Here is a 26216-nt window from a genome sequence, read left to right as displayed (position 1 = left end):
TTGTCGTTACGCGTGCTCAGTCAATCTGCAAAATTAACGCAGGTTGCTAACAGCACTCATCATTTCGTCCGTGGTTGAGATGGATTTGGAATTCATCTCATATGCACGCTGTGCTTTGATCAGATTGGTAACCTCTTGAACCACGTTGACGTTCGATGCTTCAAGATAGCCTTGCATGACGGTGCCATAGCCAACATCGCCCGGTGCGCCAACATTGGCCTGACCGGATGCTTCGGTTTCAAGGAATAAGTTGTCGCCCAGCGCATTCAGACCCGGTGGGTTGATGAAGGTGGCAAGCTGAATTTGGCCAAGGTTCTGAAGGGCAATCTGACCATCAATCTCGGCAAAAACTTCACCATTGGTGTTGATGGTCACAGATTTGGCGTTGTTCGGAACGGTAATGCCCGGCTGAATGGCGTAGCCATCCTTGGTGACAAGTGCGCCGTTGGCATCAAGTTTAAAGGTACCATCGCGCGAATAGGCAGTTTCGCCACTGGGCAGATCAACTTGGAAATATCCACGGCCCTGAATGGCGACATCCAGCTCGTTTTCCGTAAGGCTTAACGAGCCTTGGCCCATGTAACGACCGATGGCAGCGGTTTTTACACCAAGGCCGACCTGAACGCCGACAGGAACAATCGTGCCTGTATCAGATGACGGCGAGCCTGCACGGCGCATGTCCTGATAAAGCAAATCCTGAAACTCTGCCCGCTGGCGTTTATAGCCAGTGGTCGTCATGTTGGCGATGTTGTGCGAGGTAACATCCACGTTCGTGGATTGGGCCTGCATTCCCAAAGCACCAATATCAAGTGACCGCATTTCTCGTCTCCTTCGTCTGCGCAAAGTTTGCGCCGAAATTCTTCACTGATGTGTTCGCAAAGCCCTTAGGCGCGAATATCACCAAGTTTGCTAATCATGTTGCGCATCCGCTCATTCTCGCTTTCGAGCGAGCGGGTAACCGACTGATAGGTCCGAAGAACATCAATCATCTGAGTCATCGCCCCAATTGAATTGACGTTTGATTTTTCCAGTGCGCCCTGAACAATGCCGGGATTTTCGACAAGCTGCATGGCTGCGTTATTTGGATTGCCGTCTGGGTCATTTGGCGGACGATACAGCGTATTACCGACCACCTGCATTTCCTGAACATTGTCGATGGTGACGACCTGAAGTTTACCAACCGGCCCAATGTCCGTTGATACTGAACCATCGCCTTTGATTTCAATCTGGCCGTCTGCCTCGTTGAAAAACAGTGGCTGTCCTGCATCGCTGAGAACCGGATAACCTTCGGGGGTAATTAATTGCCCGCCGGGATCCAGGCTAAAATTGCCGGCACGGGTATATTGAACACCTGCCGGGGTTTCGACGGCGAAAAACATGTCTGGCTGACTTAACGCAACGTCAAGCGGGCTGTTGGTGTGTTCAATGCTGCCGACCGTGGTGTTGCTGTATTGCGCAATGTCCTGAACTAGCGAAATTTGGCGCTCACCGCGGAACGGTGCGTCCTTATTCTTTGCTTCCCAGTCAGTGAACATCATACGCTGTTCTTTGAACCCGGTCGTATTCATGTTCGCCAGGTTCTGCGAAATGTTGTTCATCATGCTGCGGAGCGTCTTTTGCCGCGACAGAGCGATATATGAAACGTTTTCCATGGTCGACTTCCCATTTGGGGCAGGTAGGCCGGTTAAGGCCGTGAATTTCCCCAAGTCAAATGCGAAAGGCGTGCCAGAATGATTAGCTGTTTGTTTTTAAGGGGAAAATTTGACATTCGGCATTTGTTGCCGGGTGTTGAAACGGGGCGTTTTGCTTGGTCTTGGCAGAATGTGCCGCTCGTGACGGGGAATAGAAAAAGTTTTCCGGGGATTGGGTGATGGAAAGCATGACGAGTGGCCCCAAATCATAGGCAGGCTTTGCTTTTTAAAGGCGACCAAATGCTGATGCATGATTTTGCTGGCATTGCAGGCCCAAAGCGTGCGGCAGAGCTATGTGGAAAGATCAATCGTATCAGGGGGCATATTTTGATCATTGATCTGGAATGACTTGTTTCTTAAAGAGAAACGGATTTTTAACATGATAGCGTTATGGCTTTTAATCCGGCACAGTGTTTGCTGGATGGAAAGTCAGAAATCCAGAACGCAGGAAGTTGCGAAACAATGGGCGAAGAATCCGACGACGTAGAAATGGATGGCGGTGGCGGCGGTCGCAGCAAGAAGATGCTGATCGTTGTCGTTCTGATTGTGCTGCTTTTACTGGGTGGTGCGGCGGCAGCCTATTTCACCGGGATGCTTCAGCCGGTGATAGATATGTTGACCGGTGGCGATAGTGCGCCGACCGAAGAAGTGGTCACAGAGCAATCGATTGAAGATTCTGCCGGGGTTCCCCAGAATGTCGGCTTTGTTGATCTGCCAGAAATTCTGGTCAATCTGAACGCGGGGAGCGGAAAGCAAAGTTATTTGAAAATCCGCGTCAGTCTTGAAGTGGCCGATCAGTCCATGCTGCCACAAGTCGAAGAAATGATGCCGCGCATTGTCGATAACTTTCAGGTTTACCTTCGCGAACTGCGCCCAGAAGACCTGTCAGGGTCTGAAGGCATGTTCCGATTGCGTGAAGAATTGCTGATCCGGGTGAGTGCTGCGGCCAAGCCGGCGAAAATTAACGACGTTCTGTTCAAGGAAATGCTGGTACAGTAAACTTGTAACAGCCCGAATGCCTAAATCAGGAACCAATTGCTGATGGCTGATGAAGACGAAGATGATGATGCACTCGCCGCCGAATGGGAAGCCATGGCCGGGGGCGATGACGCGGGTGAAGACGACGGCGGCGAGGATATGGCCGCCGAATGGGAGTCTATGCTCGGCGACGATGATGGGGATGAGGAGTCCGACGACGAACCTGCCATGAGCAGCGGCCCGTCCGCGCGTGTTCTTAACCAGGACGAAATTGACAGTCTGCTTGGTTTTGATGACGGCTCGGGTGCGGGGGATCAATCGGGCATTCAAGCCATCATCAATTCATCGATGGTTGCCTATGAACGTCTGCCGATGCTTGAGGTTGTCTTTGACCGCCTCGTACGCATGATGTCGACATCGCTTCGTAACTTTACGTCTGACAACGTCGAAGTCTCGCTTGATAACATCCTGTCACTGCGGTTCGGGGATTACCTGAACTCGATCCCGCTTCCGGCGATGCTGGGTGTTTTCAAGGCTGAAGAATGGGACAACTACGGTCTTTTGACGGTGGACTCGGCCCTGATTTATTCCATCGTTGACGTGTTGCTCGGTGGGCGCCGTGGTACGGCGGCGATGCGTATTGAAGGTCGACCTTATACAACGATTGAACGCAACCTTGTCGAACGTATGATCCATGTGGTCTTGGGTGATCTTTCCGCGGCATTTGATCCGCTGAGCCCGGTGACCTTCCGGTTTGAACGTTTGGAAACAAACCCGCGTTTTGCAACAATCGCCCGTCACGCCAATGCGGCCATCGTTGCCAAGTTGCGCATCGATATGGAAGATCGTGGCGGACGGCTGGAACTTTTGATCCCGTATGCGACGCTGGAGCCGGTTCGTGAACTTCTGCTTCAGATGTTCATGGGCGAAAAGTTTGGCCGTGACTCGATCTGGGAAAACCACCTCGCAAACGAGCTGTGGCAAACCCATATCAACCTTTTGGCGGTGCTTGACGAACAGGTGATGTCGCTGGGCGATGTGCTTAATCTTGAGGTTGGGAACCGTTTGGTTCTTAATACAGGTCCAACATCCCCGGTTGAGGTGCGTTGTGGCGACGTGCCCCTGTTTAAGGGTATGATGGGGCGTAAAGGTGACCGTATCGCCATTCAGGTGCGCGACCGTGCGCGCATAGATGAGGAAGATTAAGTAATGGACTTCGCGTTCTATACGGATCTGGTGATGATTGTATTGTTGATTGTGACAATCATCTACGCAGTGATCCTGAACCGAAAACTTGCGGCTTTTCGGCGTAGCCGCGAGGACATGCAAAACTTCCTGTCGGCATTTAATGCCGCGAATGAACGTGCGGAAAGCTCGATCAAATCGCTTAAGCTGATGGCCGAGGATTCCGGTGAACGGTTGCGCGAAGACATTGAAAAGGCCCAAGCACTGAACGAAGACCTGACCTTTATGGTCGATCGTGGCGAAAGTATTGCCAATCGGTTGGAAAAAGCGGCAAGTGATGCAAATTCCGGTCGCCGGGGTGGAAATGGCGGCGTGATTTCCAACGCATCCTCAAGTACAGGCGGCTCAAATGCGCCCGGCTCGGGGGGCGCCCAGCGCAAAAGCAATATGACGGCATCGGGCAATGACCGTGACGATATCATCGATGATCGCAACGATGTGGGTGTGGAAACACGGGCCGAAGAATTGGCTGCGCGCATGGTGCGCGACATGGAGCGCGGCGGTCTGAGTGACCATAACGATCAAGACAGCGTATTGCGTGCAAGCAAGCCAAATGACACCTATGGCGACGCGGGTGGGATGTCTGGTGCTGGTTCTGCAGGCGGCTTTACTGGCGGTGGATCGGATAGTCGTTCGGCGTCGTCAGATGGCTATGATCAAGACGAAGATGCAGGCCGATCAGAGGCAGAGCGTGAATTGCTCGCTGCCCTGCGTTCGGTTCGATAGAAAACACAATAAAACACCATTTAGTTTGGTGTGGATGGTCTTGTTATTGTGACATTAGGTTTTATCTAAAGGGTGTTGGCTCATTCTTTGAGGATAAACATAAAACAAGCGTGAAGGAGCATGGGCACTTCGTGCCAAATTGCTTAGGTGAATGAATGTCTGGTGTGCGTGTTCTGCCGTTGGTCGTCCTTGTTGGCCTTCTGGTATTGACAATGCGGGTGGTTAACCTGTTTTCGGGAAGTTCGGATGAAGCCGAGCTTGCCCAACGCAGTGGTGTGAGCGTTGTGCAATTCGCGCAGGCGCAGGCGCCTGCCGCAGAAGAGGCCGCAACCCCGCCTGAAACCACCGACGCCGGCGATCCGGGGTTGGATAACCCGGCTGGTTTGACAATGGAAGGTGAACCGATGGAGGGCGCGGACGTGCCGCCGACCCTTGGGGGAGATCCGACATTATTTACCCAGGAAGAAATTGACCTTCTGCAGAACCTTTCGGTCCGTCGTGGGGAACTTGACCGTAAGGAACAGCGCCTTGATGAGCGTGAAAGCCTGCTTGCCGCAGCCGAAGCACGCATTGATGCCAAGATCGAAGAAATGAAATCTTTGAAAGAGGCGATCGATGGACTCGTCAAGACCAAGGAAGAGCAAGAAGACGATCGGATCAAAAAACTGATCAGCGTTTATGAAAAAATGAAGCCGAAAGATGCAGCACGCATCTGGAACGATCTTGATATGAATATCTTGTTGCAGGTTGCTTTGGGCATGCGCGAGGCAAATACCGCAGCCGTGTTGTCGCAGATGACACCGGACCGTGCGCGTGCCTTGACGGCAGAGCTGGCCTACAAACAGGACATCAATATGTTGCCGATACAATAAGCGGGGACGTGCTTTAAACTAAGTGTATTTCATATTTATCAAATATTGGAATGCAGAATTATTCGAGTATAGTCAACGTGATGGCGCAAGCTGGTAATGGTCAAAAACCTTGATTAACCATTATTAAATATGTACATCACGATTATTAGGGGCCTTGCCAAATATGCACAGTTCTGTGCGGTAGGGGTAAGATCAGATAGCTGATGGAGTTGTGAATGGCCGTCGATCCGAATATGCCGATCCTGATTGTGGATGATTACAAAACGATGTTGCGTATCATCCGTAACCTTCTGCGGCAGCTCAACTTTACGAATATCGAAGAAGCGACCGATGGTAGCATGGCGCTTCGTAAGCTGCGTGAAGCACCGTTCAGTCTCGTGATTTCCGACTGGAACATGGAGCCGATGACTGGTTTGCAGCTTCTTAAAGAAGTGCGCGCGGATGCGAAATTGAAGGATCTTCCCTTCATCATGATTACTGCTGAAGCCAAAACCGAAAACGTTGTTATGGCGAAAAAAGCAGGTGTATCCAATTACATCGTTAAACCGTTCAACGCTGAGACGTTGAAGGGCAAAATGAAGACTGTCATTGGTGATTTCTGATCAGGGGCGCGGGACATTTGTCCCGCGATACCGTTATGTCGAATACGTCGAAGGACGAAATTAGGCAGCTGCTCAATGATCTTCACAAGCGTCTTGAAGGCGATGATCTGAAGATCGAACAACTGTCGGAACTGATGGATCAGCTTTCACGCTTTGTGGGTGATCAGCCGACCGGGGATCAGAAGCGCCTGTTTGGCGAACTAGACGAGCTTTCAGGCATCATCCGAAAGATGAAGTCAGAAATCGCGTCACTTCGTCCTGACGACATCAAGGCTGAATACATTCCCAACGCAACAGATGAACTTGATGCGATTGTGAATGCTACAGCTGGTGCGACCCATGAAATCCTTGATGCCATGGACGCCCTCGAAGAATTTGCCACGACCTTGCCGCCCGAACAGGCAACAATCGTCACCGATGCGACGATGCGTGTCTACGAAGCCTGTAATTTCCAGGACATCACCGGGCAGCGCACGACCAAGGTCATTAAGGCCTTGAAAGCCATTGAAGAACGCGTTGAAGGACTGGTGACGGCATTTGGGGACGAGATCGCCAAATACGCAGCCGCCAATCCAAAAGCCAAGAAGAAAGAGCCGGAAGGCGAAGAATCCCTTCTGAATGGCCCGCAGCTTGAGGGCAAAGGTGTATCGCAGGCTGACATCGACGCGATGTTCAATTAAGTGGCGTTGATATGGCGGAGATAGAGGACGACGGACCAACACCACCAACTCCGCCTGCTAATGGTGCGGTGGCGCTGTTTCTCGCACTCTATCTGTTGCTGTTGGCCTTCTTTATTCTGCTGAATACCATTTCGACCTTTGAAGAGGTCAAAACGCGCGAAGTGCAGGAAAGTCTTTCGTCTGCCTTTGCGTCTATTTTGCCGCCAACAACCAGTCTGCAAACCGTGACCTCGATCGAAGGTCCGGCTGTTGCGGCTGAGGATATGCAAGAAAAGTTGGGACAACTTTTCCAAACCGCAATCAAAGTGGTGCGGGTTGAGGTCATCCAGCCGGGCAAGCTGATGGAAGTCATCATGCATGTTGATCAGCTGTTTGATCCTAATTCCATTCTCATTCGTGAACGTCAGTCCGATTTCATGGCGCAACTGGCATCGGTCTTGTCCGATGATCAGGGATATGCATCCTATGAGCTGGAAATGGTGATGGGCAGTGACATCGGATCCAAGGGCACTATTGAAGTCGAAAACAACCTTCAAATTGCGCGTGCTGGATCGTTCGCCCGCGAACTGATTGCCACCGGCGCGCCGCAGGACCGGCTTTTTGTCGGGATTGATCCCGGTGCCGACCCGCTGATTGTCACGTTCCGGTTTTATTGGAATTTCGGCCCAAAAGAACCGCCGCAACCGATCGAGCGCGCAAGTGATACCGCTGGCGGTGCGTCGGATGGGACAACTGGCGGGCAAAATGCAAATTCCGGCACCTTCGCCCCGCCGCGCATGGTCACGCCACTTCCCGGTACCAACCAGCCCATCGTTACGCAGCCAATTCCGCTTGGCCCGCAAGCCGGGGGAGGTAACTGATGGCGGAAGAAGAGTTTAAAAAAGACAAGGGCCCAAGTGGCCCACCGGTCTGGATGCTTAGCCTGGCCGATCTGATTTCGTTGCTGCTGACGTTCTTTGTGATGCTGTTTGCAATGTCCAAGGTCAAAGTTGACCGATGGGATGAGGTGGTTGATTCCCTGTCGCAATCAATCAAACCATCGCCAAAAGAAGACAATGACGAGCCGTCTGCAAGTCTGAACATCCCACGGGTGTATCGTAAGCCGGCGATGAACCTTGATTATCTGAGCGCCGTTATTGATGACGCCATTGATGACAACCCGGTTTTGGGCGATGCGCGCATGTCGCGTGATGCCAATAAGCTGGTGATTTCGCTTCCGGGTGATCTTTTGTTCGTGACAGGCAGTTCTGACATGACCCCAAAAGCCCGTCAGGCGCTTTTTGTTCTGGGCGGTGTTTTGGGGAATATCGGCAACCGTATTGGCGTTCAGGGCCATACAGACCCCAGACCGCTGAGTGGTCGAGGCGTTTATGCGTCGAACTGGGAATTGTCGCTGGCACGTGCGGCGGCGGTTGCGAACGAATTAAAGCGATCCGGTTACACAGATTACATAAATATTTACGGATTTGCTGCATCAAGATACGACCAGCTTCCTGAAAAGATGGATGAAGACCAGCGCTTTGCGATGGCGCGTCGGGTCGATATCGTCATCGAACCTCATGGCGGAAGCGGGATCGGAGGCACGTAAGGTATGGCAAATCTTGCTGTGCGCGTCCTGCTGGCGGTTGGAATTACGGCCGCCACGGCAATTCTGTTGCCGGTAAGCAGTATGCGCCCTGCAATAGCCCAGGCGGTTGATCCAGTGATCATCCGTTCCGGGATGCATAACGGCTATGGACGAATTGTTCTGCAATGGAGCAAGCCGGTCAACTACACCGCTGAAATCATCGGTGATCAGCTTGTTGTGCGATTTGATAGCCCCCTTGTTGCTTCTATGCGCGGGGTTCTTGCCCCGATTTCCGATTATGTGTCCGATGGCTTTTTTGACCCGGATGGCCGCACTGTAGCGTTTGTCCTGCGCGATGATTACGAAGTGCGGGCCTTTAATGTCGGCAGTAACGTTGTCCTGGATATCCTAGATAAGCCAAAGCCGCAGGAGCAACTGCCAACGCCAGCGACAAACCCAGCACCGCAGCAACCGAAACCGCAACAACCATCCGCGTCCCCGCAAATCACGCCGGCACCAACGACCCCGGTTGAGGCCGAGAATGTCGAAGATCAGACCCCGGCTGCCCGGAAACTCGAAGTTCGGGTGGGCCGCCATCCGACATTCTATCGGTTGGTTTTTGATTGGCCCAATCGGACTGACTATGAGCTAAGCGGGGCGCAAGGATCGCAAAACGTTGCCTTTGGATCGCCAGCACAGATCGATGCAACAGCGATTTCGCGCCGCCTGCCAGAAGGGGTGCGGATTCGCCAATCGGCGACCAATCCGCTGGATGTTGTGATCGAAACAACGCCGCCGCGGTCATTGCGTCATTTCCGATCAGGAAACAAAATCGTGGTCGATGTGATGGGTGCACAGCGCGCCCCGTCCGGTGCCCCGGACGAACGCCGCACGGCAAGCAACGAACCGTCCCCAACCGCGCCAGAAGCACCGCCTGCACCGGCCGCACCAACGACCACAGAAGCCGATGGCGCATCTGAGGCGCCAACGACATCTGCACCTCCTACTGCGGGCTCAGCGACCAATGACGATGGCTCTGCCACCGCCGCGGATGAAAACCCAAATGCCACGGGCGCAACAGATCCATCATCCCCCGAAGGATTGGCAGCCGACGCCGTGGCGGCAGGTGAAACCAACACGGAAGGTGCGCCCGTCGCCCAGCAACGCGAAAGCATCGGCGGCCTAAAGGTGACAGTGGATCAAAACGCGTCCGAGATGTCGTTGAACTTCCCGTTTGGTCAACCGGGTGGGGCGGCAATCTGGTCACGTGCCGGATTCTTGTGGATGGTGTTTGATGTTCGCGCCAATCTTGAGCTGGATGCCGTGCGCCAAGAAGCCGCCCAGATTGTTGGCGTGATCGAGCAGATCGATAGTCCGTATGCCACCGTGGTGCGCATGACCATTCCAGAGGGGGTCGGTCTTTATACCAATCAGAACGATGCGGGCGATTGGCGGGTGACAATGCAGCAAGGTGTTCTGCAGCCCGTCGAAAAGCTTGGTCCGACCATTGAGCTTGATGAGCAAACCCGCGCGCGTCTTGTTGTGCCGCTTGATGAAATTGGCCCAACCATTCCGGTCGAAGACCCGGAAGTGGGCGATACGCTGCGCGTTGTGACCACCGCCGAACGCGGGTATGGCATCGAAAATGCCCTGAATTATCCAGAATTCGAAGTCCTGCCATCGGTGCAGGGCGTCGTTGTCGCCCCGATGAATGAAACCGTGCAGGTGACCAACCGCGATGATGGCCGTGCGGTGATCGTGACGGCCGAAGATGGGCTTAACATCTCGCCCGAAGGGGCGCGGTTGTTGGCATCGGCAACCGGGGTCCGTGCGGCGACGGGCGATGGCCGCGAAGGATTGATTTTCGAACTGGATAAATGGCGCCGCGGTGGTTTGGGGAACTATAACAAGGCCATTGCCGAATTGCGCGGTGCCATCGCGGAAAGTGGCGACGAACATCGCAACAAAGCGCGCATTGCGTTGGCGGAATATTACATGGCTAACGGACTGGGGCCTGAGGCAAATGCGGTCATGTCCGTGATCGAAAAAGCCGATCCGCTAATGGCGCAAAAAGTCCAGTTCCGGGCATTAAAGGCCGCGGTGAAGTTCCTGAACCGTGACTACGCCGAAGCGGAAAGACTGCTTGAAGATGACCGGTTAAAGAAAATCCCGGAAATGCAGTTGTGGCGTGCGGTAACACTTGCCGCGCAGGGGCGCCCCAATCAGGGCGCGCGCGATTTGCTTGATAGCGTTCACATCCTTGATTTCTATCCGCCGGAACTTTTGGCGCGGATTGGGCCACTTGCGACCGAGCAGGCGCTGTTGGTTGGCAATCCGGATGCGGGGATGGATCTGATTGAGAAAATGCTGGTGACCAATGGGTTGTCAGAAAGCAAAATCATGGATGTCCAATACCTCAAAGGTATCTTCGAAGAAGAAGCCGGCGAACTGGATCAAGCGGTCACGACGTGGGATCAGGTGGCGGAAGGTGAAAACCGCAAAGCACGTGCCCATGCGATTTTCGACCGCACAGAGCTTTTGATGCGTCTTGAGCGCCTGACAATTCCTGATGCGATTGATCAGCTTCAAAAATTGCGCTTTGCCTGGCGCGGTGATGCGTTTGAAATGGCCTTGCTTAAGCGTATCGGTGAATTGCAGCTTGAAAACAAAGATTTCCGCGATGGGCTAAATACCTTACGCCAGGCTGCGATCTTCTTCCCGAATATGCCGGTTGCCAAGGAAGCAACCGACATGATGCACAAGACGTTCGAAAACTTGTATTTGGGCGATGAAATCAACGATATCTCTGCCATTAAGGCCGTGGCGCTGTATGACGAGTTCCGGGAACTGACCCCGGCGGGCGATAAGGGCGATGAGCTGATCCGCCGTCTTGCCGATCGCATGGTCGGTGTCGAGTTGTTTGACCGCGCGGAAGAGCTGCTTGAGCATCAGGTCGACTTCCGCCTGAGCGGTGTTGATAAATCCCGCGTCGGGGCACGGCTGGCACTGGTGTATTTGCTTGATAACAAGCCAGAGCAAACCATCAACGTGATCGACAAGACCGAAGAGCCCGGCATTTCTGATGAGCTTGCGACCCAGCGCCGCCATCTTAAGGCACGTGCGCTTCTTGATACCGATCGCGGGGCAGAGGCCATGGCATCGCTGGAAGGTGATTTCACCAAAGACGCGGAACTTCTGCGCATTGATTATTATCGTCAAACCCGTGACTTCATGTCGGCGGCAGACACGTTCCAGCGTTTGGTCGGAGACGATGAAGGGAATGTGGTCGACGGGTTCCCCGATGAACGTGCGCGCTATGTCTTGAATTGGGCGGTTAACCTTGCGATGGCGGGACAAGAACGCACGCTTAATATGCTTAAACGTCGCTATGGCGTGGTGATGGCACAAAGCCCCTATGCCGAGGCCTTTAGCCTGATTACATCCTCGCCGACCCAAGGATTGATTGATTATCGCACCTTGGCCGATAAGGTCGATCAGGTCGAAGACTTCAAAGGCTTCCTCGCCAATTATCGCGATCAGTTGGAAAAATCTCAGCTTAGTGCTATAAATTAAAGCTGGAATAATGGTGTGAGCCGCGCACGAAGCGAAAAACGTGCGTTTTGGGGGCTTTCCATTGATTTTTTAGGTATTGCGAGAGACTGGTAGCGATGGATCGTGCTTTAAAGATGGTCTATTACGACGAGGCAAAGGTGGAAAAAGACATCTTTGCGCAGCTTTTGCTTGCCCAAAAACACTTCCAAGGGATCGGAATGCCGCGTGACGAAAGCGCGACTCGACGTATCCTTGATCAAATCCACCGTCAAAGCCGTGCCTGCGCTGCGATCTGCTATGGCTATATGCGTAGCAAGGGGATCGGCGTTTCCGAGGATCTTGGCGAAGGCCAGCAGTGGTACCGCGAAGCGGCCTACTGGTTTAACGAAGAAGCATCTTCTGGTGAGTCAAACTCCGCCAATAACCTTGGATATCTGTATGCCAAGGGTCTTGGCGTTGAGGAAAATCCCCAAACCGCTGCCCATTGGTTCGAAGAAGCTATTGAAGCAGGTTCTGTCGCCGCACTTTACAATCTTGGTGTGTGCTACCTGAACGGTTGGGGCGTGCCCCAGGATGATGAAACCGCGATTGAATACCTTAATCGTGCAAGCGATTTAAACGATCCATCTGCCGCCAGTGTTCTTGCCTATCTGTATCTAGAAGGGCGCGGCGTTGATCGTGACCCGGCCAAGTCGTTTGAATTTAACATGCGCGCCGCACGTGCGGGCAATGTCGAAGCGGCATCTGCCCTTGGCTACGCGCTTGGCGTGGGGCTTGGTGCGGAACGCAACGTGGCGGAAAGCATTAGTTGGTTTGAAATGGCCGCAAGCGAGGGCGATACCTACGCGCAGGCCAACCTTGCGATGTATTTCTGCCATTCCTCGGACCTTAAGCTGTTTAACCGTGGCTGGACGATGTTAAGCCACGCGGTAGATCAGGGCGATGTATCAGCCAAGTATCAGATGACACAAATTCTGATTTTCGGTGTGCCGCACCGTGAGCCCGACTACGCCGCCGCACTTGATATCGCAATGGATTTGGCCGAACTGGGGCATCCGGGTGGGTATCACCTGATTGGGGTGATGTATGAGCACGGCCTTGGCGTGCCGGTCGATATGGGCCGCTCAGCCACGTGGTTTGAACGTGCCGCCCGCAAAGGCTCCGCCAACGGTCAGGCAGGTCTTGGTCGCCTATATGCCATCGGCAACGGGGTAGAGCAGGACAATGTCCTTGCCTATTACTGGCTGCGCATGTCCGCCCCCGCACAAGGCAGTCAGGCCCACCGCGAAATGGAAGCTGTCTTTGCCCGCATGAGCGAAAAAGAACGCCGCGCGGCCGAGAAATATGTCGCCGACCATCCGGGGCCAAAACGCGGTGGTTTTGGTCTTAAACCGCTGGAAAACTCGGTCTTCAAACAAGATAACCACGGTACACACCGGGCATAGTTGCGCGCATAGTGGCGCGCCCAATATGGTGTTGATCAGTTTGCCGTGAAACAAGTTTAAAACAAAAGCCGCCTGCATGTGCATGGCGGCTTTTGTTTTGGATAGGGCTCTAGTTGGTCGAGAGTTTTCGGCGCTTTTGGGGGCTACCCCCCGAAACTTTCCACCAATGATCCGGATATCAGATACCAGCCATCGACCATCACAAAGAAGATCAGTTTGAATGGCAGCGAAATGATCACCGGGGGCAACATCATCATCCCCATCGACATCAGGATACTGGCCACCACCATGTCGATGATCAAAAACGGAATAAACAGCAAAAAGCCGATTTCGAACGCCCGGCGCAACTCGCTGATCATAAAGGCCGGGATCAGGGCGCGCAGCGGAATGGTTTCAGGTGTTGTGACTTCGACATTTGCCAGATTCACAAACAGCTCAAGGTCGCGGTCACGAACTTGGGTCATCATGAAATCATGAACCGGGCGAACGGACCGTTCGAACCCTTCGAACTCGTCAATATTGCCGTTTATCATCGGTTGCAGGCCTTCGTCCCACACCCGTTCAAGGGTCGGCATCATGATGAACAGGGTCAGGAACATCGCCAGACTGATCAACACCTGATTGGGCGGCGATTGCTGAATGCCAAGGGCAGTTCGCAGCAGGCTGAGCACCACGATAATACGGGTAAAAGACGTCACCATCATCAGGATGGCGGGTGCGATGCTTAGAACCGTGATCAGGCCGATCAACTGGATCAAACGCCCCGATGACGTCACCCCGGGACCTTCGCCCAGATCAAAATTAAATGTCTGAGCATGAACGGTGTCGCCACCAATCAAAATGGCAAGCAATGGCAATAAAGACCAAATCGCACATTGGGTTAACCAGCGTGGCGCACGCCAACCTTTCGGCTTTGGTGCCGCATATTGGGCGCTGGCGTTACTTTGGTCGATCGGGGCTGTCATGCGCGGTCATTCCTGTCGGTCTCGTCTACGGTCTTAACGCTGGAATGGGATATATCGGTATGCGTCGCCCCGGTTTCAGCCGTTGACGTGACGTCCTGATCAAGAAGATCGGAAAAATGTGTGCCGATATTGCGTTCAACAACCGTATCGCCGTTTTGTCCCAGCAAGATTAGATGTTCCGTGTCATCACGCTTAAGAAGAACCAGACGGCGCTTCGTATCGACCGGAAGCACTTCGACAATCGAAAGCCGCCGTTTGCTACCGCGTCGATTGGTGTTGCGCGCCCCGGGAATAAATCGCCGTGCAAGCAGGGCAAACAAGCCGATGATCCCCAGCACAAATACCAAGGCGGCAACAAAGCGAAAATAAGCGCTTATTTCCATCAGGCACTTTTCCCCATGATCGACCTGCTATTGTTCAAAACGAACGTCTTCCCCTTAAGGGCCCTGCTTCTGTGTAGCGCGACCATACGGGCGGCACAAGATGCCAAACCGGTGTTCGCGCCAGCAAGACTTTTGAAATCAGCTATTTATGCGCAAATAACCAAACGCCTTAGCGGGTTTTGGCTGCATTGGCATAGGCGTTTGTCGCCTGTGCGGTATTGCTGATGCCGCGCAATTGGCGCTGAATGTTGGCGTATTCTTGGGCCATATCGGTTTCGAACTTGGCCAATTCGTCGGTCAGGGCCGCAAGCAATGGGGTCACATCGTTGCGCTGTTCCGCGTTCATCGACTGGGCCTGCGCACACAGATCGGCAACCTTGGTTTCAAGTGCCGCAAGCTCAACAACCTTGCCATCTTCAAGATAACGCTGGCTCGTCCGGATCAGTGACAAAACCCGTTGAAGGTCTTTTTTGAACTGATCGGGTTTGAAATGTTCAGGGCTCATGATTTGCCTTCCCCGTTTCGGTCACCTGAATGTGCAGCTGCGATCTCGTCTTTCGGTTCGCTTTGGCTGCGCGATGGATCGCCGTAAATACGGTTGATCCGGTATATATAGTTCAAAATCTCGGCAACGGCTGCGAAAGCTTCCAGCGGGATTTCGCTTTCGACTTCAACCGCCATCAATATTTCCGTCAGGTCGGTGTCTTTACGCACCCGTATGCCGTTGGCAAAGGCGACTTGCAAGATCTGTTCCGCAACGCTGCCTTCGCCCTTTGCACTGAGGATCGGGGCATTATCGCGACCATGTGCATACCGAAGCGCAATGGCCTTTTGATCCCCCGTCTCGGGTGCGGAAAATTTTTCCGTCCGGGGGGCTGGCGCATCGGTGATGTCAAATGTGGGTTTCTTCCCGGTCATGCCGCCTTTTACCCCAGGATGCGTGTGCCTGACTTGCAAATATAAGGGTCGACCATAGACCGATGATCGTCAACAAATCGTTGTCGATCCTAAACATCGTCAAAGATTGGAAACGCGCAACGTGTAATGCGGCGGGGCAGGCGGGGGCATGTATCTAACCTGCCGCATTGCCGTCGGCTTTGCCGCGAACTGGCCGACTATTATGCTGGATCAAAAATGCGCTAAAGCCACACCTTTGGCGGCAATGCTCGGCATCAGCAGGGTAAAATCAGCTGTCGTCGGATTCTTTGGCGGAATTGGCATCTTTTTCTTCGGCGGGTTTTGCCGATGAACTGGATTGTCCAAGATGACGAATAAGATCTTCGCTCACCGCTGCTGAACGGTTTTCGTCCTGAATACGATCATAAAGTTCACGGCGCAAAACCTGAACGTCTTCAGGGAACGTGAAGCCGAGCTTTACGGTCTTGCCACGGACCTCAACGACAGTGACCTCGATATTGTCGTTAATGACAACGGAGTCGCCGACTTTTCGTGTGAGATAGAGCATACAGTGTCCCGGTTTCGATAGATGACAAACGTCATCGGCCAATTCGGTGACAATATGCATGCTTTCATTCGCGCGGTCTAGTACCCGGCGTCATTTGTCTGAAATGTCGGCAAAATCAAAGATGTTTTCGGCGTTGGCACGCTTCATGCATTTCATTGTTCAAGTTTATTGGGCACGGCAAAAATCGTCACTTTGATCAAACCGGCCCGGCAAGATCGACCACGTTAACTTCGGCTTTACCCGCGCAACCAATACTGAGCGCTGCGCAGACAAGGAGCAGGAAATGGATATCGGCAAACTTGGCATGTTCGCCAACCTGAAAGAAAAGATGGACTGGCTGACGCAACGCCAGGAAGTCGTTGCGCAGAATATCGCCAACTCCGATACGCCAAATTACCGTCCTGATGACCTGAAAAAATTTGATCCGAAAAACATTGGTCGCGACCGCCAATTCATTCTGGCCATGAACACCACCACACCGGGACACAGCCAGGGCCTGCATAAGCCGCAGAACTTTAAAGACGAAGAAGTACGTAAAAACTACGAAGTTGCACCGGGCAAAAACGCCGTCATTCTTGAAGAACAGATGATCAAGATGAACGAAACCCAGGTCGACTATCAAACGATGACGCGTTTGTACTCTAAGCATAAATCGATGTTCATTTCGGCACTCGGCCGCATCTAACCTGATCGTAGAGAGTTAAAATCATGGAACTTTACAAAGCTTTTAAAATCTCTGCTGCTGGTATGCGCGCCCAGGGCACCCGCCTTCGAGTTGCAGCTGAAAACGTTGCCAACGCCGACAGCTTGCCGACCGATCCGGGCAAAGATCCCTATCGCCGTAAATTGCTGACCTTTAAGAATGTCATGGACCGCGAAGTCGGTGTCGAGATGGTTAAGGTCAATAAGGTCGTGCCTGATCGCTCTGATTTTGGTATGAAGTATGAACCAAGCCATCCAGCGGCCAACGATCAGGGCTATGTAAAGACCCCGAACGTCCAGACGCTGGTGGAAATGATGGATATGCGCGAAGCACAGCGGTCCTACGAGGCGAACCTCAATGTGATCCAGTCATCGCGCAGCATGTTGCTTAAGACCCTTGATATCTTGCAGTAAGCATTCAATATCTTGGGGATGTGCCAATTAAGGATCGAAACCGATGGTCTCTAGCTTCAACGATGCCATTTCTGCCTACCGCAATGCGGCTGCGGGCAAGACCGAAACGGTCGCCGAACGCGTTACCGGCACCGGCAATGTTGTCGATCCGGGGGCAAGTTTTGCCGACATGGTCCGTGGGGCGGCACATGATGCCCGTGATACCATGGTCAACAGCGAAGAAATGACCCAAAAAGCCATCACCGGCGATGCCGAATTGCACGAAGTCGTCACGGCTGTGTCTGCTGCCGAAGTGACCCTGCGAACTGTGGTTTCGGTGCGTGACAAAGCGGTCGAGGCCTATCAAAGCATCCTGAACATGCCGGTCTGATTTTGCCCATGACCACCGGATAAACGAAGCCGCACGAAACACCGTGCGGTTTTTTGTTTTTAAAGAACCATTTGTTCGCGCAGGAAACCATGGCAATCGGGAGGCCAAATCCTGTATGAAGGAAAAGCGGGCGGCACGATCGCCAGAAAAAGACGACAAGGCGGAAAGACCAGATGGATCAAGCGGAAATCATGGATGTGGCCTATGACGCAGTTTGGACGCTGCTAAAGGTGACGACGCCACTGATGTTGATCGCGCTTGGGGTCGGTTTGATCATCGCGCTGTTTCAGGCGCTGACACAGATTCAGGAAATGACCCTGACGTTTGTTCCGAAAATCCTTGTCATCTTTATCGCCCTGCTTGTGCTGTTGCCGTGGATGATGACGGAAATGGTCGAATTTATGGGCCGAATGGTCGATCATTTCATTGGTTTGCCCAATTAGCGACGGTTCATCGGCACTTCTTTCTTTGTCTAATCCGTGACGCACCCCGTCAAAACGCATTGCCTAACCGGCCCGTTTCGTAACCCAAAACCCCAAAGGCAAGATGGATCTTCAGGAGTTTCTTACTCTTAACGTCTATGTGGTCCTGATGAGTTTCGCCAGGGTCTCGGCTGCCTTTATGTATATGCCGGGTATTGGGGCGAAAAGCGTGCCCGCACGTGCGCGGCTTTTGTTCGCCTTTTGGGTGGCGGTGGTGATTTCACCGCTTGCCGGTCCGCTCTTCCCGCCGCAGCCGGCGGATGCTGCGTCTTTGCTGTTGGCGCTTGGGTATGAAATCACGGTCGGGCTGTTCTTTGCCTTGTTCGCGCAAGTTATGCTGGCGGGGCTGCAAACGGCAGGCGGGATTATTGCCTATCTGTCGTCCATGGCGAACGCTTTTTCAGCCGATCCGTTATCGGGCGCGCAAAGTGCGGTGACAGGCAACTTGTTGCTTCAAATCGGGATCGTGTTGTTGTTTGCCACCGGAATGGATCATTTGATGATCCAGGCTTTGTTTGAAAGTTACTCGTTATTTCCGCCAGGTGGTGTCTTGCCCGTCGGTGATATGAGTGAATTTTTCGCCCATGCAATCAGTGGCAGTTTCATGATTGCGGCACAAATATCCGCACCGTTCCTGATCGTTGCGCTGGTCTTGCAAATCGCACTCGGATTGCTAAATAAATTGATGCCGCAACTTCCGGTTTTCTTTGTGGCGATGCCGGTTCAAATTGGCTTGGCACTGCTTTTATTGACGCTTGCGCTGCCATCCATGATGATGGTGTTCTTGGAATATTACGAAAACGGACTTGAGGCATTTATCAATCCGTAGGCCACGTCATCCCGATTGTCGGGTGATGCTTTGACCGTGAACGAGTAGCCAATGGCAGAAGAAGACGACAGCCAAAAGACAGAAGACCCCACAAGTAAAAAGCTTGAAGACGCGCGAAAAAAGGGTCAGGTGCCGGTTTCCAAGGAAGTCGGTAACTTTATGCTGTTGTTTGGCGGTGGTCTGGTCATGACGATGCTGGGCCCGACCATGGCTGAGGAAGTGCGCGACCTGTCATTTGCATTTATTGAGCATCCCCATCTTATGGATGTCAGCCGGGCTGGTTTCCCGCTGCTGTTTAAGGATGTGATGATTGGCATGTTGTGGGTGCTGGGCATCCCGTTCGTGCTGTTGGTGTTTTTTGCCGCTGCGGGTCATTTGGTGCAAAACGGGATTGTGGTTGCGATTGATCGCATCGAACCAAAGCCTGAAAAACTTAATCCGCTTAAGGGGCTTAAAAACCAGTTTTCAATGAAAACGATGGTTGAGTTCGTCAAAAACATTTCCAAGCTTGTGCTGGTTGGGGTGATTTTGGCGCTCGTGATCATGCCAGAACTGGTCGATGTCGAGCTATACCCCCAAATCCCGTTGGCCTTAACGCTTGAGCGCCTTTACGACATGATTGTGATCTTGTTGATCGCAACGATTTCTCTGACGGCTGTGATTGCCGGGTTGGACTTTGCCTATCAACGGTACGAGTTCAACAAACAGATGAAAATGTCGAAACAGGAAATCAAAGACGAATACAAACAGACCGAAGGTAGCCCGGAAATCAAGGCGAAGGTCCGCCAGATCCGGATGGAACGCGCACAGCAGCGCATGATGTCAAACGTGCCGACCGCCGATGTGGTGATCACCAACCCGACGCACTTTGCGGTCGCCCTTAAATACGACATTGACTCGATGGCCGCCCCGATGTGCGTTGCCAAGGGGCAAGACAATATTGCCCTTAAAATCCGTGAAGTTGCCGAGGAAAATGGCGTGACGGTGATGGAAAACCCGCCAGTTGCACGTGCCTTGTTTGCCACGGTTGAAGTTGATCAAGAAGTCCCGCCCGAGCACTACAAAGCCGTGGCCGAAATTATCTCGTTCGTCTTCCGCCAAAAGGGCAAGAAGCTTGGCTAAAGCGCAGGCATCGCGCTGCGGGCGGCTTTGGTGCGATACCGAACACTTTGTTTTTAAAAAATAAAAATCCCTGCACTATGGAATTGCCAAGCCTTAAGGCTCATATCAATTTACCTGCAGGTAAAAATCCGTATATATTTCTAATACTATCGTATTGGTTTTGCGGGCTGTCAGCTCGCTTTCTTTCAGCTGGCGCTATTGCGTTACAAGCTTGGGACGACTTTCATGAGAATTAGAATTGCTGGCCAGATTGCGTTATCAAACGCAATTATTGTGTTGATGCTGATCGGTGTCGCAATCGGCATCGGGATGTTAAATTCAAAGGGAAGCGAAGCAACCCACGAAGCAACCGTTCTTGGTGTGGTTGTGAGCAAAGACGTTCCCCAATTGATCAACACAATTGCCGGCGCACGCTATAATGTGGTTCAGGTTCAGCAGTGGCTGACCGATATTTCTGCTACGCGCGGTCTTGATGGGCTCAATGACGGTTTTGACGAAGCAGAAGTTGCGGCGACCGATTTCACTGAAAACCTTGAAAAAGCCAAGGCCATTGCGCAAAAACTCGGTCAAGACGACCTGTATGCGTCGCTAAATAAAGTCGAAGAAGCCTTCCCGGCCTATTATGCCGCCGGGAAAGAAATGGCCCAAAGCTATATTGATGGTGGCCCGGCGGCAGGCAACAAGATGATGGCCAACTTCGATGGTGCTGCGGCAAATATGTCAGAGGCGCTCGAGACCGCAGTTGAAAAAGCCGAAAGTTACAGCCTGTCGATCGAGGATCTTTTGGTCGAAAAGCTCAGTGAGCTGGACGCGAACGTTCAGTCGGTTTTCTGGCTGACGAACTCTGTCACGCTGGCATCTATTTTGATCTGTGGTTTGATCGCGCTTGTCATGCATCGACGCATCGCAAAGCCGGTTGCCAGCAGTGTGTCGCTTTTGCGGACCTTGGCCGATGGTCATTATGATGTCGATATTCGGAAAACCAACCGCAAGGATGAGATCGGCGACCTCGTCCGTGTGATGGGGGTGTTCCGCGAAACCGGTTTGAACAATGTTAAAATGCGCGAACAAGTCGAACTTGAACGCGTTCAGTCGGAAAAAGAACGTCAAAAATCCCTGATGAAAATGGCCGAAAAGGTTGAGTCTGAAACACGACGGGTGGTCGATGTGATTTCTGGCCAAACCGGTGAACTTGCCCAAGCTGCCAAACGCATGTCTGGTTCGGCTGATCTTGTTCAAGAGAACTCTGAAACCGTTGCAGCGGCCTCGGCACAGGCCCTTTCCACCGTCGAAGCTGTTGCTGGGGCAGGTGAAGAACTGAATTCTTCATTGGGTGAAATTAACGGCCAAATTTCCCGTGCCAACCGGGTCAGCCAAGATGCGGTAACCGCAAGTCAGTCGACAGAACAAACAATATCGCAGCTTGCCGACAGTGTGCGCGGGATCGGCGAAGTGGTTGAGCTGATTTCAGGCATCGCCGAACAAACCAACCTGTTGGCCCTGAACGCCACGATTGAGGCCGCACGTGCTGGCGAGGCGGGCAAAGGGTTTGCCGTTGTTGCCCAGGAAGTCAAAAACCTGGCGACACAGACCAGCCGCTCGACCGAGGAAATTACCCGCCAAATCAGCGAAATTCAGTCTGTTACCGATACCGCGGTTGAGGCGGTGGCAAGCATTTCTGAACGCATCCACGAAATGGACGAAGTTTCAACTGCCATTGCCGCCGCGGTCGAAGAACAAAGTGCTGCGACCGCTGAAATTGCGCGCAACGTCAACGAGACGGCACAAGCATCGCGCGAAGTCTCCAGCCGGATCAACGAGGTTTCAAAAGAAGCGTCGGAGACCGGTAAAATGGCCGTCGATGTCGGTGTTTTGTCAGACAAAGTTGCCGTGGCAGTTCGTGATTTGCGCGCCGTTCTGGTCGAAGTTGTCCGTACTTCAACGTCTGATGTTGATCGCCGCAGTTCGCCGCGTCATGACGCGTCGCGTGACATTAATATGCGTTACAACGGCAGTGCTGAACGGGCGAAGATTGAAAACATCTCAGAAGGTGGGGCATTGCTTTCAACCGATGTGGATATGGTTGTCGGCAGTAAGGTTGATCTCGATTTGCATTCGGGTGGGGCCTCAACCCGTGCCACCGTGCGGAACGTCACAGATGGCAAAGTCAGCGTCGAATTTGATAGTACAAAACTGACGGACACCGATATCAAACGGCTTTCTGACAATGTCTAAAATTCGGTCTCAGCGCGCACTATTGCAAAAACCGACCTGAACCCAAATTTATCAAAAGGGCAGGGCTCGATAAGGAGCCTTGCCCTTTGTTGTAAAGAACAAAACTTGTCGGTAGCCAGTCGGGCGATAAGAAGCTAAAAGTGTAGGCTATATTGTTAAGTTATTGTCGTTAAAGGCGGTCGTGTGCTGTTTCGGGGGCTCATCCTTGCTGTAAGTGTTGCATTCGTTGCGTTTGTCTATGTCCTGCTGCAGGTCATGGCAAAGGCGGGGGTGGATGCACGCCTGATGTGGATCATCGGGTCAATGGTAACCGGCGTGGCAATTGTTGCGGTCGGGGCTTTGTCCTTGTCTGCGAAATGGCGCAATGGCGGGCATGATGAACTGGCACCTTTAATCAACGGACTTGCCAAATCGGATATCGGTGTGGCGTTGATCGATGCCTATGGCCGAACGATTTATGCCAATCCAGCCTTTTCACGCAAATTGTCGATTGAACCGGGATCGGACATGCTGTCCGCGCTTGAAGCGCGCCTTTCCTATCTCGATATCGGCAGTTCCGATTTGGCCGACCTTCGCACCCGTGCCATGCGCGGCGAAGGTGGGGAGATGTATGTCGATCTGTCACGCTGCGCGAAGTTTACCGAGGCGGATGACGATAATACCGCCGACAGCGAAAACGCTGAAAATACCGATGACGGCAACGGACCTTCCGCGACCGCACGTGGCGCATGCCTGCGCATTGCGGTTACGGCGGGGAATGCCCGGTCCGGGCAGATGTTATGGACCGTTGATGGTGTTGATCCGTCGGTTATGGCCGGTGGCGGTGCATCAGTCCTCATTCCGTCGCACACAGGCGAAGAAACCCTGCAGATTGCTGCCCGGCCGGGTCCGGAAATTTCGGCAATGGCGCCGACCAATGCCGGTGCTGGCGGATTTGAACATGCCGATCAAATGATTGAACGGTTGCCGGTCGGGGTCTGTGGTCTGGATGAAGAAGGCCGCATTTTGTTCCTGAACAGGCGTTTGGCAAGCTGGCTTGGCGGGGAGCCGGAAGATTTCAACAGTGGATCGCTTGAACTGGCGGATCTGATTGTTGGCGATGGCATCAATGGCGAAGTCAAACTTAAGGTCAAAGGCGGCGAGCCGATCCGTTGCTTTGTCACCCATTCGATCAATGCACCGGGTACGGGCCCTGTGCGCAGCCAGGCGGTAATCTTCCCTGATCCGATGCCGGCCCATGAATGGGAACATGCCTTGGCGGAAACGGAACGCCGGGTACGTTGGTTCTTTGATGAAAGTCCGCTTTCAATCGTGCTTGCCGATATGTCGGGCACTGTGACCGATGCCAACCGGGCCTTTATTGATACCGCTGGCCAGCGCCATGAAAAAGTTGTCGGTCGTTCGATCCTTGAACTGATCCTGCCCGAAGACCGCGACGAAGTTGCCCGCTATTTGTCCAAGGCCGTGATGGGCATGGGCAAAGGTGGTCAGATCGAAGCCCGTCTTGCGGGCGCACGCGGCGTTGCTGCCCAGATTTATCTGCAACGGGTTGCCGGTCGCTCGGGCGAGGCCGGGGCGCTTTTGCTCAATTTCCTTGATACGACCGAGCAAAAGAACCTTGAAGAACAATTTGCCCAGTCGCAAAAAATGCAGGCGGTCGGGCAGCTTGCCGGTGGGGTTGCGCACGATTTCAACAACCTTCTGACCGCGATGATTGGCTTTTGTGATCTGTTGTTGTCGCGCCATGGGCCGGGCGATCCGAGCTTTGCCGATATCATGCAGATCAAACAAAATGCCAACCGTGCTGCCAATCTTGTCCGGCAGCTGTTGGCGTTTTCACGTCGTCAAACCCTACAGCCAAAAATCATCAATATCACCGATGCCCTGGCAGAAATGTCGAACTTGCTGCGTCGTCTGATTGGTGAAAAAATTGATCTGAAGGTCAGCCATGGCCGCGATATCGGCTTGGTCAAGGTCGATCCGGGGCAGCTTGATCAGGTGATCATTAACCTTGTCGTGAATGCCCGCGATGCAATGGCCGCCGAAGGCGGGGTTCTGACGGTTCAGACCAGTACCGAAATCATCGACGAGCCTAAAACGACAGACACAGAAATTATTCCGCCGGGTGACTATATCGGCATCAAGGTGTCTGATAACGGCATTGGCATTCCCAAAGATAACCTTACCCGCATTTTTGAACCCTTCTTCTCGACCAAGCAGCGCGGCGAGGGCACGGGGCTTGGGCTTTCGACCGTTTACGGCATCGTAAAACAGACCGGCGGCTTTATCGCAGTCGACAGTGAAGAAGGCAAAGGGACGACCTTTACCATCTATCTGCCGCGCTACGAGGCGACCGAGGAAGAACTAGCCGAAACGCAGGCGGTGGCCGACGAAGCCCCATCGCGTGATTTGACCGGCACGGGCGCAATCCTTTTGGTTGAAGACGAGGACGCGGTTCGGACCTTTGGCGCACGTGCATTGCGCAGCAAGGGCTATGACGTGCTTGAGGCCAATAACGGTGAAAACGCGCTTGAAGTGCTCAATAAAACCGACAAGACGATTGATCTGGTGATTTCGGATGTGGTTATGCCCGGCATTGATGGCCCGACCTTGGTCCGCATGCTGCGTGAAAAGAAACCGGAACTTAAAGTGATCTTTATTTCCGGCTATGCCGAAGACACCTACCGCGACGAGCTTGACGAAGAAAACGGCATGCATTTCCTGCCCAAACCATTCTCCCTCAAAGATCTTGCGACCAAGGTCAAAGAAGTTCTCTAGGCTTCAGGATTTAGAAGGTGTGAGCCGTCGAGCAGTGTCGCCTTCGTATCCTTTCTCATCGGCTAGCCTGCAAGAGGGGCAGAGAGGATACCTTGCACGAAGCGATGTTTCGGCGGGCGTGTAAAACCGTCCTTGCAGCGCCATTATTTCGGTGCGGCGCGCGGCTGTAATTGTTGCTATTTACCCGCCAGTCTCGCTGTGGCGGCGTTTAACCCGCCAAGTAAAAGACCGACCCGCCATATAGCCCCAAAATCGCGACACTTTCCCAGCCGATATTGCCCATACCGCGCCGTTCGCGGTTGAGCATGCCGAACAACTGCGCGTCAAACATATTGCCGCCGTTTGAAGTCTACGGCGTTTCAATATTGCGGATTCAGCGTCGTAGATGAAAGCCGGTGTCCGGTTGAGGATCATCTGGTGGCGCTTCTGTGTCTAACTCGGCGCAAAATTTCCTTAGATACTCTCGTAGAGATAATGCCGCTGCTTGCGGGATTGAAAACTGGTCTCGCGCATTTAAGCGAGAAATTACGATTGGATAGTTGTTTCTATAAATACGTCAAAAAGTCGAATCCGAATAGCTTGATGCCATTAAAAGTAATTAAAATAAATACCGCAACACCTTAAAAGTGCATTGGTTTGCGTGTTGGTTCACGGCTTCAACAGCGTTTTCGATAGGTGAAAGCCGCGGGTATTTTGCCCCTATTTGTTGGTATTCAGCGCAAATACATTTATTAGAATATTGAATATTTGTTGATTTAAAACAAAGCACTAACAGCTGGCATCGTGTGCAATCCTCGCCAGGAGATGCCCCTGTTCATACGGCTCGAAGGTGTGAAGTCGTCGAAAGTTTTCTGCATTTCAAGAGCGACCAAGCACCATCTGAGCCATCGTCCAATCCTGACACTTTCTGACAAATGGATAGTACCTGTTGACCGCAATCTGATTTTTCATGACAAGGGTATAGTTTTGTGCTCTGCCATAACTATTAAGAAGTATTCTAAATAAAAATCTGGGAAATAATAGGGTTTTGTCCGTGGCTATTTTTTCAATACTTATCGCGCATTAGATTTACTTATTTTTGTAGGTAAAGAACTTGGTTTATGAGCGGGTGAT

At 52.7% G+C, this 26216-nt stretch carries 26 protein-coding genes; 18 read left to right on the top strand and 8 right to left on the bottom strand.

The window, feature by feature from the left end:
- Positions 1-33: 33 nt before the first annotated feature.
- Together flgG and HCZ99_RS07195 are read right to left on the bottom strand one after the other, a co-directional pair.
- A complete protein-coding gene (flgG, locus tag HCZ99_RS07200; RefSeq protein ID WP_167446273.1) occupies positions 34-819 on the bottom strand; it encodes a flagellar basal-body rod protein FlgG in 786 nt (261 codons plus the stop codon).
- A 65-nt stretch (positions 820-884) separates the two neighbouring features.
- On the bottom strand, positions 885-1652 hold the full coding sequence (locus HCZ99_RS07195) for a flagellar hook-basal body complex protein (RefSeq protein ID WP_167446272.1): 768 nt from the start codon (positions 1650-1652) through the stop codon (positions 885-887).
- A 501-nt stretch (positions 1653-2153) separates the two neighbouring features.
- Here HCZ99_RS07195 and HCZ99_RS07190 point away from each other — a divergent pair.
- The 10 genes from HCZ99_RS07190 (at position 2154) to HCZ99_RS07145 (ending at position 13358) form a co-directional block, all read left to right on the top strand.
- Positions 2154-2690 carry a flagellar basal body-associated FliL family protein gene (locus HCZ99_RS07190; protein ID WP_167446271.1) on the top strand — a complete coding sequence of 179 codons (537 nt, stop codon included), beginning with the start codon at positions 2154-2156 and terminating at the stop codon, positions 2688-2690.
- 42 nt (positions 2691-2732) lie between these two features.
- Positions 2733-3875 carry a flagellar motor switch protein FliM gene (fliM, locus tag HCZ99_RS07185; protein WP_167446270.1) on the top strand — a complete coding sequence of 381 codons (1143 nt, stop codon included), beginning with the start codon at positions 2733-2735 and terminating at the stop codon, positions 3873-3875.
- A gap of 3 nt (positions 3876-3878) precedes the next feature.
- Positions 3879-4640, top strand: coding sequence for a DUF6468 domain-containing protein (locus HCZ99_RS07180; RefSeq protein ID WP_167446269.1), 762 nt, complete (start codon positions 3879-3881; stop codon positions 4638-4640).
- Between the two features lie 155 nt (positions 4641-4795).
- On the top strand, positions 4796-5512 hold the full coding sequence (locus HCZ99_RS07175; protein WP_167446268.1) for a MotE family protein: 717 nt from the start codon (positions 4796-4798) through the stop codon (positions 5510-5512).
- A gap of 215 nt (positions 5513-5727) precedes the next feature.
- The gene (locus tag HCZ99_RS07170) at positions 5728-6114 is read left to right on the top strand and encodes a response regulator (protein ID WP_114098493.1); all 387 of its coding nucleotides are present in this window, start codon (positions 5728-5730) and stop codon (positions 6112-6114) included.
- A gap of 35 nt (positions 6115-6149) precedes the next feature.
- On the top strand, positions 6150-6794 hold the full coding sequence (locus tag HCZ99_RS07165) for a protein phosphatase CheZ (RefSeq protein ID WP_167446267.1): 645 nt from the start codon (positions 6150-6152) through the stop codon (positions 6792-6794).
- 11 nt (positions 6795-6805) lie between these two features.
- On the top strand, positions 6806-7654 hold the full coding sequence (locus HCZ99_RS07160) for a flagellar motor protein MotB (protein ID WP_254869504.1): 849 nt from the start codon (positions 6806-6808) through the stop codon (positions 7652-7654).
- Positions 7654-8382 (top strand): OmpA/MotB family protein, encoded by a 729-nt coding sequence (locus HCZ99_RS07155; RefSeq protein ID WP_167446266.1) that lies wholly within the window; start codon positions 7654-7656, stop codon positions 8380-8382. Before HCZ99_RS07160 ends, HCZ99_RS07155 begins: the two co-directional genes overlap by 1 nt.
- 3 nt (positions 8383-8385) lie before the next feature.
- The gene (locus tag HCZ99_RS07150; protein ID WP_167446265.1) at positions 8386-11934 is read left to right on the top strand and encodes a tetratricopeptide repeat protein; all 3549 of its coding nucleotides are present in this window, start codon (positions 8386-8388) and stop codon (positions 11932-11934) included.
- 95 nt (positions 11935-12029) lie between these two features.
- Entirely contained in the window at positions 12030-13358 is a 1329-nt protein-coding gene (locus HCZ99_RS07145) for an SEL1-like repeat protein (RefSeq protein WP_167446264.1), read from the top strand.
- Positions 13359-13501: 143 nt separating this feature from the next.
- Here the strand turns inward: HCZ99_RS07145 and fliP are convergent, their stop codons facing one another.
- The 5 genes from fliP to csrA all read right to left on the bottom strand — a co-directional run bounded on the left by fliP (position 13502) and on the right by csrA (position 16171).
- Complete coding sequence (gene fliP, locus HCZ99_RS07140; protein ID WP_167446263.1) at positions 13502-14323, bottom strand: flagellar type III secretion system pore protein FliP; 822 nt, start codon at positions 14321-14323, stop codon at positions 13502-13504.
- The gene (locus tag HCZ99_RS07135; RefSeq protein ID WP_167446262.1) at positions 14320-14706 is read right to left on the bottom strand and encodes a FliO/MopB family protein; all 387 of its coding nucleotides are present in this window, start codon (positions 14704-14706) and stop codon (positions 14320-14322) included. Before HCZ99_RS07135 ends, fliP begins: the two co-directional genes overlap by 4 nt.
- Positions 14707-14875: 169 nt before the next feature.
- Entirely contained in the window at positions 14876-15211 is a 336-nt protein-coding gene (locus HCZ99_RS07130) for a hypothetical protein (RefSeq protein WP_167446261.1), read from the bottom strand.
- A complete protein-coding gene (locus tag HCZ99_RS07125; RefSeq protein WP_167446260.1) occupies positions 15208-15624 on the bottom strand; it encodes an EscU/YscU/HrcU family type III secretion system export apparatus switch protein in 417 nt (138 codons plus the stop codon). The genes HCZ99_RS07130 and HCZ99_RS07125 overlap by 4 nt, the downstream gene beginning before the upstream one ends.
- 268 nt (positions 15625-15892) lie before the next feature.
- A complete protein-coding gene (gene csrA / locus HCZ99_RS07120; protein ID WP_167446259.1) occupies positions 15893-16171 on the bottom strand; it encodes a carbon storage regulator CsrA in 279 nt (92 codons plus the stop codon).
- Positions 16172-16454: 283 nt separating this feature from the next.
- Between csrA and HCZ99_RS07115 the strand changes: the two genes are divergently transcribed.
- The 8 genes from HCZ99_RS07115 (at position 16455) to HCZ99_RS07080 (ending at position 25103) form a co-directional block, all read left to right on the top strand.
- Positions 16455-16856 carry a flagellar basal body protein gene (locus HCZ99_RS07115; RefSeq protein WP_167446258.1) on the top strand — a complete coding sequence of 134 codons (402 nt, stop codon included), beginning with the start codon at positions 16455-16457 and terminating at the stop codon, positions 16854-16856.
- Positions 16857-16879: 23 nt separating this feature from the next.
- Positions 16880-17287: a flagellar basal body rod protein FlgC gene (flgC, locus tag HCZ99_RS07110; protein WP_167446257.1), complete on the top strand. Its 408-nt coding sequence runs from the start codon at positions 16880-16882 to the stop codon at positions 17285-17287.
- A 43-nt stretch (positions 17288-17330) separates the two neighbouring features.
- Positions 17331-17657 carry a flagellar hook-basal body complex protein FliE gene (gene fliE, locus HCZ99_RS07105; protein WP_167446256.1) on the top strand — a complete coding sequence of 109 codons (327 nt, stop codon included), beginning with the start codon at positions 17331-17333 and terminating at the stop codon, positions 17655-17657.
- A gap of 173 nt (positions 17658-17830) precedes the next feature.
- Positions 17831-18100, top strand: a complete 270-nt coding sequence (fliQ, locus tag HCZ99_RS07100; protein WP_063087530.1) for a flagellar biosynthesis protein FliQ — start codon at positions 17831-17833, stop codon at positions 18098-18100.
- A gap of 148 nt (positions 18101-18248) precedes the next feature.
- On the top strand, positions 18249-18968 hold the full coding sequence (locus HCZ99_RS07095; protein ID WP_254869502.1) for a flagellar biosynthetic protein FliR: 720 nt from the start codon (positions 18249-18251) through the stop codon (positions 18966-18968).
- Positions 18969-19019: 51 nt separating this feature from the next.
- A complete protein-coding gene (gene flhB / locus HCZ99_RS07090) occupies positions 19020-20090 on the top strand; it encodes a flagellar biosynthesis protein FlhB (protein ID WP_167446254.1) in 1071 nt (356 codons plus the stop codon).
- 225 nt (positions 20091-20315) lie between these two features.
- A complete protein-coding gene (locus HCZ99_RS07085; RefSeq protein WP_167446253.1) occupies positions 20316-22325 on the top strand; it encodes a methyl-accepting chemotaxis protein in 2010 nt (669 codons plus the stop codon).
- Between the two features lie 183 nt (positions 22326-22508).
- Positions 22509-25103: a hybrid sensor histidine kinase/response regulator gene (locus HCZ99_RS07080; RefSeq protein WP_167446252.1), complete on the top strand. Its 2595-nt coding sequence runs from the start codon at positions 22509-22511 to the stop codon at positions 25101-25103.
- 208 nt (positions 25104-25311) lie between these two features.
- On the opposite strand, the gene HCZ99_RS20810 is transcribed toward HCZ99_RS07080, so the two are convergent.
- Positions 25312-25434, bottom strand: a complete 123-nt coding sequence (locus HCZ99_RS20810) for a hypothetical protein (RefSeq protein ID WP_303047828.1) — start codon at positions 25432-25434, stop codon at positions 25312-25314.
- Between the last annotated feature and the right edge of the window lie 782 nt (positions 25435-26216).

The organism is Thalassospira lucentensis (genome assembly GCF_011806425.1).
Classification (GTDB): domain Bacteria; phylum Pseudomonadota; class Alphaproteobacteria; order Rhodospirillales; family Thalassospiraceae; genus Thalassospira; species Thalassospira lucentensis_B.
Note: the sequence above shows the minus strand (reverse complement) of the source record. Positions and strands in the feature narration are given on the sequence as shown.

Excerpts from the sequence above, each read along its gene's own strand:
- flgG (WP_167446273.1), bottom strand. The coding sequence starts at position 819 with ATGCGGTCACTTGATATTGGTGCTTTGGGAATGCAGGCCCAATCCACG.
- HCZ99_RS07195 (WP_167446272.1), bottom strand. The coding sequence starts at position 1,652 with ATGGAAAACGTTTCATATATCGCTCTGTCGCGGCAAAAGACGCTCCGC.
- HCZ99_RS07190 (WP_167446271.1), top strand. The coding sequence starts at position 2,154 with ATGGGCGAAGAATCCGACGACGTAGAAATGGATGGCGGTGGCGGCGGT.
- fliM (WP_167446270.1), top strand. The coding sequence starts at position 2,733 with ATGGCTGATGAAGACGAAGATGATGATGCACTCGCCGCCGAATGGGAA.
- HCZ99_RS07180 (WP_167446269.1), top strand. The coding sequence starts at position 3,879 with ATGGACTTCGCGTTCTATACGGATCTGGTGATGATTGTATTGTTGATT.
- HCZ99_RS07175 (WP_167446268.1), top strand. The coding sequence starts at position 4,796 with ATGTCTGGTGTGCGTGTTCTGCCGTTGGTCGTCCTTGTTGGCCTTCTG.
- HCZ99_RS07170 (WP_114098493.1), top strand. The coding sequence starts at position 5,728 with ATGGCCGTCGATCCGAATATGCCGATCCTGATTGTGGATGATTACAAA.
- HCZ99_RS07165 (WP_167446267.1), top strand. The coding sequence starts at position 6,150 with ATGTCGAATACGTCGAAGGACGAAATTAGGCAGCTGCTCAATGATCTT.
- HCZ99_RS07160 (WP_254869504.1), top strand. The coding sequence starts at position 6,806 with ATGGCGGAGATAGAGGACGACGGACCAACACCACCAACTCCGCCTGCT.
- HCZ99_RS07155 (WP_167446266.1), top strand. The coding sequence starts at position 7,654 with ATGGCGGAAGAAGAGTTTAAAAAAGACAAGGGCCCAAGTGGCCCACCG.
- HCZ99_RS07150 (WP_167446265.1), top strand. The coding sequence starts at position 8,386 with ATGGCAAATCTTGCTGTGCGCGTCCTGCTGGCGGTTGGAATTACGGCC.
- HCZ99_RS07145 (WP_167446264.1), top strand. The coding sequence starts at position 12,030 with ATGGATCGTGCTTTAAAGATGGTCTATTACGACGAGGCAAAGGTGGAA.
- fliP (WP_167446263.1), bottom strand. The coding sequence starts at position 14,323 with ATGACAGCCCCGATCGACCAAAGTAACGCCAGCGCCCAATATGCGGCA.
- HCZ99_RS07135 (WP_167446262.1), bottom strand. The coding sequence starts at position 14,706 with ATGGAAATAAGCGCTTATTTTCGCTTTGTTGCCGCCTTGGTATTTGTG.
- HCZ99_RS07130 (WP_167446261.1), bottom strand. The coding sequence starts at position 15,211 with ATGAGCCCTGAACATTTCAAACCCGATCAGTTCAAAAAAGACCTTCAA.
- HCZ99_RS07125 (WP_167446260.1), bottom strand. The coding sequence starts at position 15,624 with ATGACCGGGAAGAAACCCACATTTGACATCACCGATGCGCCAGCCCCC.
- csrA (WP_167446259.1), bottom strand. The coding sequence starts at position 16,171 with ATGCTCTATCTCACACGAAAAGTCGGCGACTCCGTTGTCATTAACGAC.
- HCZ99_RS07115 (WP_167446258.1), top strand. The coding sequence starts at position 16,455 with ATGGATATCGGCAAACTTGGCATGTTCGCCAACCTGAAAGAAAAGATG.
- flgC (WP_167446257.1), top strand. The coding sequence starts at position 16,880 with ATGGAACTTTACAAAGCTTTTAAAATCTCTGCTGCTGGTATGCGCGCC.
- fliE (WP_167446256.1), top strand. The coding sequence starts at position 17,331 with ATGGTCTCTAGCTTCAACGATGCCATTTCTGCCTACCGCAATGCGGCT.
- fliQ (WP_063087530.1), top strand. The coding sequence starts at position 17,831 with ATGGATCAAGCGGAAATCATGGATGTGGCCTATGACGCAGTTTGGACG.
- HCZ99_RS07095 (WP_254869502.1), top strand. The coding sequence starts at position 18,249 with ATGAGTTTCGCCAGGGTCTCGGCTGCCTTTATGTATATGCCGGGTATT.
- flhB (WP_167446254.1), top strand. The coding sequence starts at position 19,020 with ATGGCAGAAGAAGACGACAGCCAAAAGACAGAAGACCCCACAAGTAAA.
- HCZ99_RS07085 (WP_167446253.1), top strand. The coding sequence starts at position 20,316 with ATGAGAATTAGAATTGCTGGCCAGATTGCGTTATCAAACGCAATTATT.
- HCZ99_RS20810 (WP_303047828.1), bottom strand. The coding sequence starts at position 25,434 with ATGTTTGACGCGCAGTTGTTCGGCATGCTCAACCGCGAACGGCGCGGT.